Below are 12,222 nucleotides of genomic sequence, written 5' to 3' on the forward strand. Positions count from 1 at the left end.
CGGAGTTCCGCGAGCGACAGGCCTTCAAGAGAATCAATCGGTGGTAGCGTCACGCAAAGGATGAATCACGACCGGGATCGGCTGAAAACCCCCTCCGCCCGGAAATCTGCCCCGGTTACCCTCGACCGCGTCCCGCTGAATTCCGTCGGCGGTACCGCGCTGTTCGTCCATTCGGACGTGCATCGCGCCGGCCTGAAGTTCCCGGAGATCCCCTACGAGTGCCTGATCGAGACCGAAGCCTTCGGCCAGCTGGCGCGCGATCTCGGCGTCACGCCGGTCGGCCTGCCGAAGGTCCAGGTCCGGCATCATGCCAGCTGAGCGGCAGCCCGACGTCCTCGTCCTGACGTCGAAGGCATCACCGGCCGCCAGGCTCCGCTCTGCGCTGGCGCAGGCCGCGCAGGTTGTGGACGAGAGCAGGATCGGCGTCGTCCATGGCGCGACGCCGGCGGACAGCGTTGTCGCCGATCTCCACGATCCGCAGGCGGCGACGCGCTGGAGCAAGCGCCCGCCGATCCCGGCCGAGATCGCGGCCTACGCCACCCACCGCATGGCCTGGCAGGCCCTGCTCGACGGCGACCGGCCCTTCGCGCTCGTCCTGGAGGACGATGTCGTCGTGCTCGACGCGGACCAGCTCCGTGCCGTCGTCGCGGCCGCGACGGACCTGCTGTTGGACGGCCGCCACATCGTCAAGCTGTTCGACCTGCCGGGCGAGCGGGCGAGGGGCCGAACGGTCGTGCGCAGCGTCGCCGGCATCGGCATCGTCAAGCGCGAGCATGTCCGCGCCGGGCTGGTCGGCTATCTGATCTCGCGCGAGGGCGCTGCCCGCTTCCTCTCGCGCGGCCGCGTCTTCCGGGTGGTCGACGAGGACATCAAGTATCACTGGGAACTTGGCCTCGACATTTGGTCGGTCGCCGAAAACCTCGTCGCCGACGGCAGCGCAGCCCTCGGCGGCAGCCTGATCGACGATGCGCGCAAGGCCTCGCGCCGGCGTTCGCTCTGGCGCTCGATCAAGGGCAACCTGCTGGCCGCCCACCGCGACTGGCGAACGCGCCGCAGCTTCGACGCCTGGCTCGCGCAGGACCGGCGGCGCAAAGGCTGATCGCCGCGAAGGCCGCGGCTTCAGGCGAGGCGCGCGCGCTGCCCGCCCCTCACAGCCGCGTCCACGCGGCGTCGTTCTTCGACGATCGGACGCAGGCCTCGACGAAGGCCACGCCTTCGACGCCGTCGGTGACGGTGGGATAGGTCACCGCCGCGTCGGGGGCGGCACCCGTCCGGGCGGCGCGGATGGCCCGCGCGGCTTCGGCGTAGATGGTGGCGAAGCCTTCGAGATAGCCTTCGGGATGGCCGGACGGGATGCGGCTGACGCGGCTTGCCGCCGCGCCGGCACCCGCGCCCGCCCGCGTGATCAGGCGCTTTTCCTGCCCGAAGGGCGTGAACCAGAGGTGGTTCGGCTGCTCCTGCTGCCATTCGAGCCCGCCCTTCGTGCCGTAGACCCTGAGCTTCAGCGCGTTCTCGTTGCCGGGCGCCACCTGGCTCGCCCACAGCATGCCCTTCGCCGCCGGTGCGCCGCCCTTCGCCTTGAAGCGCAGCATCACATGGGCGTTGTCGTCGAGCGGCCGGCCCTCGACGAAGGCCGTCAGGTCGGCCGACAGCGCGTCGAGTTCCAGCCCGGTGACGAAGCGGGCGAGGTTGTAGGCATGGGTGCCGATGTCGCCGGTGGCACCGCCCGCGCCCGATTTCGCCGGGTCTGTGCGCCAGGCCGCCTGCTTCTGCCCGCTCGCTTCCAGCCGCGTCGTCAGCCAGTCCTGCGGATACTCGGCCTGCACCACGCGGATGTCGCCGAGATCGCCGGCCGCGACCATCTCGCGGGCGTGCCGCACCATCGGATAGCCGGTGTAGTTGTGGGTGAGCACGAACAGCTTGCCGCTCTTCTCCACCGCCGCGGCGAGCGTCCTGGCGTCGGCGAGGTTCGAGGTCAGCGGCTTGTCGCAGATGACGTGGATGCCGGCGTCGAGAAAGGCTTTGGCGGCCGGGAAATGCACGTGGTTGGGCGTCACGATCGCCACCGCCTCGATGCCGTCCGGCCGCCCCGCCTCAGCCGCCGCCATCTCCTCGAAGGAACCATAGCTGCGCTCGGGATCGAGCCCCAGTTCCGCCCCCGACGCCCTCGCGCGCTCCGCATCCGACGACAGCGCCCCGGCCACGAGCACGAAGTCCCCGTCGAGCCGCGCCGCAATCCGGTGCACCCCCCCGATGAACGCCCCCTGGCCGCCGCCGACCATGCCGAGGCGGATGGGACCGGAGCCGGATTCGACCTGTGTTGCGGTGACCATGTGTTCCTCCAGCGAATGGCGAATGGGAAGGGGCGAATAGCGAATGGCGAATGGCGAATGGCGAATGGCAAAGGGAGAACAGGATTTGTCTTTGCGATCGGCAGTGGCGACCAGCGAAAGGAAGATGCATGTGGAGGATCATCAATCCCCCTTGCTACTCCCTATTCGCCATTCGCCATTCGCCATTCGCCCCTCACCCTATCCCCATCATCCGCCGCAGCGCCGCCCGGTCCGTCGTCCCGCCGGCGAAATCGTCGAAGGCCTTTTCCGTCACGTCGATGAGGTGGCTGCGGATGAAGGGCGCGCCTTCGGCCGCACCCTGTTCGGGGTGCTTCAGGCAGCATTCCCATTCCAGCACCGCCCAGCTGTCGTAGCCGTACTGCGTCAGCTTCGAGAAGATGCCGGAGAAGTCGACCTGGCCGTCGCCGAGCGAGCGGAAGCGGCCGGCGCGGTCGGTCCAGCCCGCATAGCCCGAATAGACGCCCTGGCGACCCGTCGGGTTGAACTCGGCGTCCTTGACGTGGAAGGCCGAGATGCGCTCGTGATAGATGTCGATGAAGGCGAGATAGTCGAGCTGCTGCAACAGGAAGTGCGACGGATCGTAGTTGATCGTGCAGCGCCTGTGCCCGCCCACCGCGTCGAGGAACATCTCGAAGGTGGTGCCGTCGAAGACGTCCTCGCCCGGATGGATCTCGTAGCCGATGGAACAGCCGGCCTCCTCGTAGGCGTCGAGGATCGGCCGCCAGCGCCGGCCGAGCTCGGCGAACGCCTCCTCGATCAGCCCCGCCGGCCGCTGCGGCCAGGGATAGAGATAGGGGAAGGCGAGCGCGCCGGAAAACGACACCGAGGCGGCAAGCCCGAGGTTCTTCGAGGCCTTCGCCGCCATCAGCATCTGCTCGACGGCCCAGGCCTGCCTCGCCTTCGGATTGCCGTGCACGGAAGCCGGCGCAAAGCCGTCGAACTGCGCGTCATAGGCCGGATGCACCGCCACCAGCTGGCCCTGCAGATGCGTCGACAGTTCGGTGATCTGAACGCCCGCATCCGCGCAGACGCCCTTCACCTCGTCGCAATAGGCCTGCGATTCCGCAGCCTTCTTCAGGTCGAACAGCCGCCCGTCCCAGGTGGGGATCTGCACCCCCTCGTAGCCCAGCCCCGCCGCCCATGCCGCGATCGACGGCAGCGAATCGAACGGCGCCGCATCGCCCGCAAACTGCGCCAGAAAGATCGCAGGCCCCTTGATCCGTGCCGCCATGATGTTCCTCCCATGGAATTCCGCCGAGAATATCCGCACTGAAACGTTGCAGTCCAGTCGTGTGCGCCGCTTGTCCACGCGTTCTGCGGCTGCCGTGTCGGCTCCGCGGCAGCATCGGTCGCACCAGGACAGCGTGTGGACGATCCTTGGACGAGGCGACAGGCCTGTTGAACGATTGTCGAAAACCTGTGGACAGCCGGATAGCGCACCGCTAGAACCACCGCCAACGGGAAGGACACGGCAGCACATGGCCAGGGCAGGGAAGGAGACCGATTCCAGGACCGCGATCCTCGACGCGGCCGAGGACCTGTTCTCGCGCCACGGCTACGGCGCGGTGGCGCTGCGCGAGATCGCGCGGGCGGCCGATCTCAATGTCGGCAGCCTGACCTATCATTTCGGCGACAAGGTCGGCATCCTCGCGGCGATCTACGAGCGCCACACCCGCCCGATGAACGCCCGCCGGCTCGAGCTCATCCGCGAGGCGACCCGCATTGAGGATCGCAACGCCCGGCTCACCGCCATCCTGCGCGCCTATGTGGTGCCGGCCTTCCGCTCCTCGGACGATCTGGTCGGCGGCGGCGCCCGCTTCACCAGGCTGCGCGCCATGATGTCGGCCGAAGGCAACGAGCAGGCGCGGGCGATCATCGCCGACGCCTTCGACGCGACCACGCGGGCCTTCATCGACGCCATCGCCGATTGCGTGCCGGGCTCACGCCGCGAGGACATCGTCTGGCGCAGCCAGTTCCTGCTCGGCTCGCTCTACTACACGCTCATCAATCCCGAGCGCATCTCGCGTCTCTCGGACGGCCGGGCGGACGGCTTCGACCACGACGAGGCGATCCGCCAGATCGTCGAAGCCAGCCACGCCAGCCTCTGGGCGCTCGCCCGTCCCGCGGCGGCGGACAGAACCGCCGCGACGGCTCGTTCAACCTGACCCATCGAAAGGGAGGAAATTTCATGAGACATCTTGCATTGAAGGCGGCGCTTGCCGCGCTTGCGCTGGCGGCGACGCCGGCCATCGCCCAGGAACGCATCTCGATCGGCACCGGCGGCACCGGCGGCCTGTTCTACGTCATCGGCGCCGGCATGGCCGACGTGCTCAACAAGCACATGGAGAACACCACCGCGCGCGCCGAGGTGACGGGTGCTTCGGTGGAGAACATCCGCCGCGTCGCGGCCAACCAGATGACCTTCGGTTTCTCCTCGTCGTCCACGCTCTACGAGGCGAAGAACGGCATGGGTCCGTTCGACGGAGACGCCCAGCCGGTCGCGGCGATGGCCTATCTCTATCCCGCCGTGCTGCAGGTGGCGACCACCGCCGACACCGGCATCGCCGCCTTCGGCGACCTCGCCGGCAAGCGCGTGAACCTCGGACCTCCCGGATCCAACGCCGCGGTGCTCGCCCAGCGCCTGCTCGAGGCCTATGGCGTGTTCGATGCCGGCAACGCGCAGTTCCTCTCCTACACCGAAGGCACCAACGCGCTGATGAACGGCACGGTCGACGCGACCGTGGTGCTCGCCGGCGCGCCGACCGCCGCCCTGATCGACCTCGACGCGCAGCGCGACATGGTGCTGCTGCCGATCGAGGAGGCCAAGGTGGCGGCGCTGTTCGAAAAATACCCCTTCTACCAGCCCTACGAGATCGCCGCCGGCACCTATCCCGACCAGACCGCGCCGGTGATGGTCATCAACGACCCGGCAACGATCTTTACCGCCGAGGGTGCCGACGAGACGCTGGTCAACGGCATCACGAAGACCATCTTCGAGCATCTGACGGAACTCGGCGAGGTGCACCCGCAGGCCAAGGCCATCGCGCTCGAGACGGCGACGCAGACGCCGATCGACCTGCATCCGGGCGCCAAGGCGTTCTTCGACCAGGCCAAGTGAGCAGGCGACGCGCATGATCGGGGCACTCGACAGGCTGCGGATCGACCGCGCGGCGGACCGCGGCGAGGGGGAGGCGGCGACAGCGTCGCTTCTCTTCGCCGTGATCGCCGTGGCGGTGACCGCGCTGGTGATCTACGGCGCCTATTTCGGGCTGATCACGGCCCTGATCCTGCGCTCGCTGTTCTATTCCCTGGTGGCGGCGGGCGGGCTTCTGCTCGTCGGCATCAATGCACGGGCGAACTGGGTCCGGCTCGCCTGCTACGCGCTGGTGCCGGTGGCGCTGGTGCCGGGCATCCATCTCTGGCAGTCCTACATCGACATCGTCATGCGGGGCGCGATGGCGACGCCGCCGGACCTGTGGATCTTCGTCGGGCTGATGGCGGTGGTCTTCGTGCTGGTGCGCATGGCGCTCGGCTGGGCGCTGGTGGCGCTGATGCTGGTCGCACTCGCCTATGCCTGGTTCGGCTATCTCATTCCCGGCCAGTACGGCCATGGCGGCTACGACCTGCGCCGGCTCGCTTCCACGCTGATGCTCTCGACCGAGGGCGTCTACGGCCTGCCGATGGGCGTGGCGGTCGAGTACATCTTCCTCTTTGCGCTGCTCGGCACGCTGCTGATGAAGATCGGCACCGGCGAGGTCTTCGTCGACATCGCCCGCGGCATCACCGGCCGCATGCAGGGCGGACCGGGCCTGTCGGCGGCGCTGTCCTCCGCCATGCTCGGCACCATCAACGGCAGCGCGGTGGCCAATGTCGTCACCACCGGCACCTTCACCATCCCGCTGATGAAGCGGGTCGGCTATTCGCCGACGCTCGCCGGCGCCATCGAGGCTGCGGCCTCCTCGGCCGGCCAGATCCTGCCGCCGGTGATGGGCGCGGCGGCCTTCCTGATGGCCGAGATCATCGGCGTGCCCTACGCGCAGATCGCGCTCGCAGCGCTCGTTCCCGGCCTGCTCTACGTGCTCGCCCTTATGGTGGCCGTGCGGCTCGAGGCCGGCCGTCTGAACCTCCAGCCCGACCGCGATGCGGGGCTGGCGCTGCTGCGCGAAACGCTGGTCAGGCGCGGCTACCTCCTCCTGCCGCTGGTGGCGTTGATCGCCTTCCTCGTCATCGGCTACACGCCGACGCGCGCGGCCGTCATGGCCCTGGTCTTCGGCCTCGCCGTCTCGCCCTGGCGCAAGGAGACGCGGGTCGGCCTGGTCGACCTCGTCGCGGTCTGCCGCGAGACCCTGGTCTCGACCATGCCGATCGTGGCGGCGGTCGCCGCTGCCGGCGTCGTCATCGGCGTGCTCAACCTCTCCGGCCTCGGGCTGATGCTGTCGGGTCTGATCGTCGATCTCGGCGGGCAGAACATCTGGGCGATCCTGGTGCTCACCGCGCTCGCCTCCTTCGTGCTCGGGATGGGACTGCCCACCTCGGCGGCCTATCTGCTGCTCGCCGTGCTCGTCGCGCCGGCGCTGACGCGGCTCGGTCTGCCGCCGATCGTCGCGCACATGTTCATCTTCTACTACGGCCTCGTCTCGGCGATCACGCCGCCGGTGGCGCTGGCCGCCTATGCGGCGGCGTCGATCTCGGGCGGCGACGCCAACAAGACGGCGTTCGAATCGGTCCGGCTCGGCTTCGTGAAGCTGCTCGTGCCGTTCCTCTTCGTCACCATGCCGGGGCTGCTCACCATCGGCACCGGCCTCGACATCGCGCTTTCGGCCATCCTCGCCGCGATCGGCGTGGTCGGGCTGACCACCGCCTTCGCCGGCTGGCTCGGACGCGACCTCGGCGCCGTCGAGCGGCTCGCCATGGCCGCCGCCTCGCTGCTCGTTCTGTGGCCGACAGCGGTGACCGCGACCGATCCCGTCACTCTCCTCGCGCGCCTCGCCGGCTGCGCCGCCCTCGGCTTCCTCGCCTGGCGGGCGCTGGCAGGGGGCGCCACCCTTCCCAGCCGACACGGAACGACCTGAATGCAGCCTGCCGCCCTCCCATTCCACCCGAGCCCGAAGACGCCCGACATCGCCCTGCCGGCCGGCGCCTGCGACGCGCACTGCCATGTCTTCGGCCCGGCGGCGCGCTTCCCCTTCGCCCCGCAGCGCACCTACACCCCCGTCGATGCGCCGAAGGAGACGCTGTTTGCGCTGCACGGCAAGCTCGGCATCGACCGCTCGGTGCTGGTGCAGGCCTCCTGCCACGGCACCGACAATTCAGCCATGCTCGACATGATCGCGGCGGGCGAGGGGCGCTACCGGGGCATCGCCATGGTGAAGGCCGACGTGACGCCGGCCGAACTCGCGGCGCTGCATGAAGGCGGCGTGCGCGGCGTGCGCTTCAACTTCGTCGCCCATCTCGGCGAGGATGCCGACATCGATGCCGTGCGCACGATCGTTTCGAAGATCGCGCCGCTCGGCTGGCACGCGGTCGTGCATTTCGACGCCGTCAAGCTGGAGACGCTGGCGCCGGTCCTGAAGGAGATCCCGCTCACCATGGTCATCGACCACATGGGTCGGGTCGATGCGAGCAAGGGGCTCGACCAGCCGGCCTTCGCCATGCTGCTCGACCTGATGGCCGACGAGCGCTTCTGGGTGAAGGTCTGCGGCGCCGAACGCATCTCGCGGGCCGGCCCGCCCTTCCACGACGCCGTGCCCTTCGCGCGAACCCTGGTCGAGCGCTTCCCCGACCGCGTGCTCTGGGGCACCGACTGGCCGCATCCCAATATCAAGGTCCACATGCCCGACGACGGCGCGCTGGTCGACCTGCTGGCGCTGATCGCGCCCGGACCCGGGCATCTGCACAAGCTCCTGGTCGACAATCCGACGCGGCTCTACTGGCCCGAAACGATTGTCTGACCAGATATTTGGACGGATTTCAGGAATCAACACGTGAGCGGCGCCCGGGCGGCGGCCGCGGGCAACGAGGGAGAGAACGAGCATGAGCAGGAAGACCGCACTTGTGGTGAGCGCGCATTCGGCCGACTTCGTCTGGCGCGCCGGCGGCGCGATCGCGCTGCACGCCGAACAGGGCCTCGACGTCACCGTCGTGTGCCTGTCCTATGGCGAGCGCGGCGAGAGCGCCAAGCTCTGGCGTCAGGACGGCATGACGCTCGACCGGGTGAAGAGCGAGCGCCAGGGCGAAGCCGAGCGGGCGGCCACGGCGCTCGGCGTCGCCGACATCCAGTTCTGGGACCTCGGCGACTACCCGATCACGCTGACGCAGGAGAGCCTGTTCCGGCTGGTCGCGCTGATGCGAAAGATCCGCCCGTCCTTCGTGCTGTCGCATTCGAAGGAGGACCCCTACAACCGCGACCACCCGCTGGTCAGCCAGTTCGCGCAGGAGGCCCGCATCGTCGCCCAGGCGCACGGCCACGATCCCGAGGTCAAGGTGATCGGCGCGCCGCCGGTGATGCTGTTCGAGCCGCACCAGCCCGAGCAGTGCCGCTGGATGCCGAACGTGCTGCTCGACATCACCCCGGTGTGGGAGAAGAAGCTCGCCGCCATCAAGTGCATGGCGGGCCAGGAGCATCTGTGGGAATACTACACCCGCGTGGCGCTGCAGCGCGGCGTCCAGGCCGCGCGCAACTCCGACAAGACGATCAAGTATGGCGAGGCCTACGAGGCGGTGTTCCCGCACGTGGTCGAGACGCTGGTGCCGACGGAGGGACGCTGATGGGCGGCGTGGTGGTCCAGAACATCGAGCGCACGGCGCTCGAAACCGTCGACGGTCTCGGCGACTGCGGCGTCGCCACGGTCCACGAGGCGATGGGACGAACCGGCCTGATGCGGGCTTGTCAGCGGCCGATCTATCCCGGCGCCCGCATCGCCGGCAACGCGGTGACGGTCTCGATCGCCCCCGGCGACAACTGGATGATCCACGTCGCCGTCGAGCAGTGCCGCGAAGGCGACATCCTCGTCGTCGCCCCGACCAGCCCCTGCGAGGACGGCTATTTCGGCGAACTGCTCGCCCGCTCGCTGATGCAGCGCAAGGTGCGCGGCCTGATCATCGAGGCCGGCGTCCGCGACGTGCGCGACCTGACCGAGATCGGCTTCCCGGTCTGGTCGAAGGCTATCTTCGCGCAGGGCACCGTCAAGGAGACGATCGGCTCCGTCAACGTGCCGGTGGTCTGCGCCGGGGCCCTGGTCAACCCGGGCGACGTGATCGTCGCCGACGACGACGGCGTCTGCGTCGTCCCCCGGGCGACGGCCGAGACCGCGCTCCAGGCGAGCCGCGCACGCGAGGCCAAGGAAGCCGAGACGCGCAAGCGCCTGATGGCCGGCGAACTCGGCCTCGACATCTACGGCATGCGCGACAAGCTTGCGGCGAAAGGGCTGAAATATGTCTGATGTTTCGAGACCCGCGCCGAAGCACCCCCTCACCGACCCTTCGGGCCACCTCTCCCCCTGCCCGGGGGAGAGGAATCGCAGCTTCGGCGTCGCGCCGTTTCCGTTGCTGGAAGCGAGACAAGCCGGGCGCCTATCCTCTCCCCCGGGCAGGGGGGTCCAAAGGACGGGCGAGACAAGCGGCTCGCCCCGGCAGGGTGGCTCGCGAAGCGAGACGGAGAGGGGATGCTTCCGTGCGTAGGGAACCGGAGATGGGAAAATGACAACTCCACCGGACACCGCCATCCCCTGCCTGTGGATGCGCGGCGGCACCTCCAGGGGCGGCTATTTCCTCGCCGACGACCTGCCGGCCGACATTGCTGTCCGCGACGCCTTCCTGTTGCGCGTCATGGGCTCGCCCGACCCGCGCCAGATCGACGGCCTGGGCGGCGCCGACCCGCTCACCTCCAAGGTCGCCGTCATCCGGAAATCGCAGCGTGAGGGCGTCGACGTCGACTATCTATTCCTGCAGGTCTTCGTCGACAGGCCGATCGTCACCGACGCGCAGAACTGCGGCAACATCCTGGCCGGCGTCGGTCCCTTCGCCATCGAGCGCGGGCTGGTCGCGGCCCGCGACGGCGAGACGCCGGTGCGCATCTTCATGGAAAACACCGCCCAGACGGCGGTGGCCACCGTTGCCACGCCCGGCGGCAAGGTCACCTATGCCGGCGACGCCCGCATCGACGGCGTGCCGGGCACGGCCGCCGCGATTCCCATCGAGTTCGAGGACACCGCCGGCTCCTCCTGCGGCGCGCTGCTGCCCACCGGCAACGCCGTCGACGTCATCGACGGGATCGAACTGACCATGATCGACAACGGCATGCCCTGCGTCGTCATGCGCGCGTCCGACATGGGCATTTCCGGCGAGGAGACCCCGAAGGAACTCGAGGCGGATACAGCGCTGCGCGCCAGACTCGAGGCGATCCGCCTCAAGGCCGGGCCGCTGATGAATCTCGGTGACGTCGAAAAATCCTCCGTGCCCAAGATGACCATGGTCTCGGCCCCCCGCAGCGGCGGCGCGATCGCCACCCGCACCTTCATCCCGCACACCTGCCATTCCTCGATCGGCGTGCTCGGCGCCGTCAGCGTCGCCACCGCCTGCCTCCTGCCAGGGTCTCCGGCCGCCGAACTGGCCGATGCGGGCGAGGGGACGCGCCGCTCGCTGTCGATCGAGCATCCGACCGGCGAGATGACGGTTGTGGCGACGCTCGACGCAGCGGGCGCCGTGAAGAGCGCCGCGATCCTGCGCACGGCGCGAAAACTGTTCGACGGCGTCGTCTTCGGCGACTGAGGAGGGATCGATGCGCATCGGCTTCATCGGCTTCGGCGAGGCGGGCCGCGCCTATTGCGACAGCCTCGCGGTCACCGACGCATCGCTGGCCTTCGCCGCCTTCGACCGGCTTCTGCCGGGCGAGGGGGCCGATGGCCCCTGCCGCGCGGCCCTGCGCGAACGCGGCGTCGCCGAGGCCGGCCGCGAGACCGGCATGCCCGACGCCGGCTGGATCGTCTCCGCCGTCACCGCCGACCAGAGCCTGGAAGCGGCGCTCGATGCCTGCCGGTGGCTTCGGCCGGGCCAGGTCTTCCTCGACATCAACTCCGTCTCGCCCGACCGCAAGCGGCAGACCGCCGCCCGCGTCTCCGCCACCGGCGCGACCTATGTCGACATGGCGGTGATGGCGCCGGTGCATCCGAAGGGCCACCGCACGCCGGTGCTGCTCGCCGGTCCCTGCGACGCCGCGCTCATCGATCGCCTGTCTTCGCTCGGCTTCGCCTTCGAGGTGGTCGGTCCCGAACCGGGTGCTGCCACCGCCATCAAGATGGTGCGCAGCCTGTTCGTGAAGGGGCTCGAAGCGATCACCGTCGAGGCGCTGCTGGCCGCCGAGGCCTCCGGCTGCCGCGACTACATCATGGAGTCCCTGTCCGGCTCCTATCCGGGCCTCGGCTGGCCGGCCTTCGCGCAATACGAGTTCGAGCGCACCATGAAGCACGGCGCCCGCCGCGCCGCCGAAATGCGCGAAAGCGCCGAAACGCTGACCGCGCTCGGCCTGCACGGCGCCCTGGCTCACGCCATCGCCGACGTGCAGGACAAGATGGGCGCACTCGCCGCACCGCCGCCCGACTTCGCCGACGGCACCCCGGACCTGTCGGCGCTGGCCCGGCTGCGGCGCACCTGACCCGCGGCCGCGCCGCGCCGCCGCCCATCCACGCAACCGTGTTCGCACTGCCCGCCCAAGCCACCGACGGCCGGAAGGAAATGCGGGGACAGTTTTACCCCGACTCCCCGAACCCCCGAAGAAATGGCGTTGACGATCGTTTGGCGAGCGATTCTGCTGGGTGCATGATTCGCGGTGGTTTTCTGTCGAAGGACGGGCGTGCCCATCTCGAGGCGC

Annotated in this window: 12 protein-coding genes; 10 read left to right on the forward strand and 2 right to left on the reverse strand. The window is 69.2% G+C overall.

Annotated features, from left to right (window positions below; genetic code table 11):
- Window positions 1–60 precede the first annotated feature (60 nt).
- Entirely contained in the window at window positions 61–318 is a 258-nt protein-coding gene (locus N1F91_RS30120; RefSeq protein ID WP_289997578.1) for a hypothetical protein, read from the forward strand.
- Window positions 308–1,099 (forward strand): glycosyltransferase family 25 protein, encoded by a 792-nt coding sequence (locus N1F91_RS30125; RefSeq protein WP_289997580.1) that lies wholly within the window; start codon window positions 308–310, stop codon window positions 1,097–1,099. Before N1F91_RS30120 ends, N1F91_RS30125 begins: the two co-directional genes overlap by 11 nt.
- Window positions 1,100–1,148: 49 nt before the next feature.
- Here N1F91_RS30125 and N1F91_RS30130 read toward each other — a convergent pair whose 3' ends face one another.
- Entirely contained in the window at window positions 1,149–2,333 is a 1,185-nt protein-coding gene (locus N1F91_RS30130; RefSeq protein ID WP_289997581.1) for a Gfo/Idh/MocA family oxidoreductase, read from the reverse strand.
- A 193-nt stretch (window positions 2,334–2,526) separates the two neighbouring features.
- Window positions 2,527–3,585, reverse strand: a complete 1,059-nt coding sequence (locus N1F91_RS30135; RefSeq protein ID WP_289997582.1) for a sugar phosphate isomerase/epimerase — start codon at window positions 3,583–3,585, stop codon at window positions 2,527–2,529.
- Between the two features lie 247 nt (window positions 3,586–3,832).
- Here N1F91_RS30135 and N1F91_RS30140 point away from each other — a divergent pair, with 247 nt between their 5' ends.
- The 8 genes from N1F91_RS30140 (at window position 3,833) to N1F91_RS30175 (ending at window position 12,006) form a co-directional block, all read left to right on the forward strand.
- Window positions 3,833–4,519: a TetR/AcrR family transcriptional regulator gene (locus tag N1F91_RS30140; protein ID WP_289997584.1), complete on the forward strand. Its 687-nt coding sequence runs from the start codon at window positions 3,833–3,835 to the stop codon at window positions 4,517–4,519.
- Window positions 4,520–4,542: 23 nt separating this feature from the next.
- Window positions 4,543–5,472, forward strand: a complete 930-nt coding sequence (locus tag N1F91_RS30145) for a TAXI family TRAP transporter solute-binding subunit (protein ID WP_289997585.1) — start codon at window positions 4,543–4,545, stop codon at window positions 5,470–5,472.
- Between the two features lie 13 nt (window positions 5,473–5,485).
- Complete coding sequence (locus N1F91_RS30150; protein ID WP_289997588.1) at window positions 5,486–7,426, forward strand: TRAP transporter fused permease subunit; 1,941 nt, start codon at window positions 5,486–5,488, stop codon at window positions 7,424–7,426.
- The gene (locus N1F91_RS30155) at window positions 7,427–8,305 is read left to right on the forward strand and encodes an amidohydrolase family protein (protein WP_289997590.1); all 879 of its coding nucleotides are present in this window, start codon (window positions 7,427–7,429) and stop codon (window positions 8,303–8,305) included.
- Window positions 8,306–8,387: 82 nt separating this feature from the next.
- A complete protein-coding gene (locus N1F91_RS30160) occupies window positions 8,388–9,122 on the forward strand; it encodes a PIG-L deacetylase family protein (RefSeq protein WP_289997591.1) in 735 nt (244 codons plus the stop codon).
- Complete coding sequence (locus N1F91_RS30165; RefSeq protein ID WP_289997592.1) at window positions 9,122–9,796, forward strand: 4-carboxy-4-hydroxy-2-oxoadipate aldolase/oxaloacetate decarboxylase; 675 nt, start codon at window positions 9,122–9,124, stop codon at window positions 9,794–9,796. The genes N1F91_RS30160 and N1F91_RS30165 overlap by 1 nt, the downstream gene beginning before the upstream one ends.
- A gap of 256 nt (window positions 9,797–10,052) precedes the next feature.
- Entirely contained in the window at window positions 10,053–11,123 is a 1,071-nt protein-coding gene (locus N1F91_RS30170) for a 4-oxalomesaconate tautomerase (protein ID WP_289997593.1), read from the forward strand.
- A 10-nt stretch (window positions 11,124–11,133) separates the two neighbouring features.
- Window positions 11,134–12,006, forward strand: a complete 873-nt coding sequence (locus N1F91_RS30175; RefSeq protein WP_289997595.1) for an NAD(P)-dependent oxidoreductase — start codon at window positions 11,134–11,136, stop codon at window positions 12,004–12,006.
- Window positions 12,007–12,222: the final 216 nt, after the last annotated feature.

This window comes from Aquibium sp. ELW1220 (assembly GCF_030398385.1).
Taxonomy (GTDB): domain Bacteria; phylum Pseudomonadota; class Alphaproteobacteria; order Rhizobiales; family Rhizobiaceae; genus Aquibium.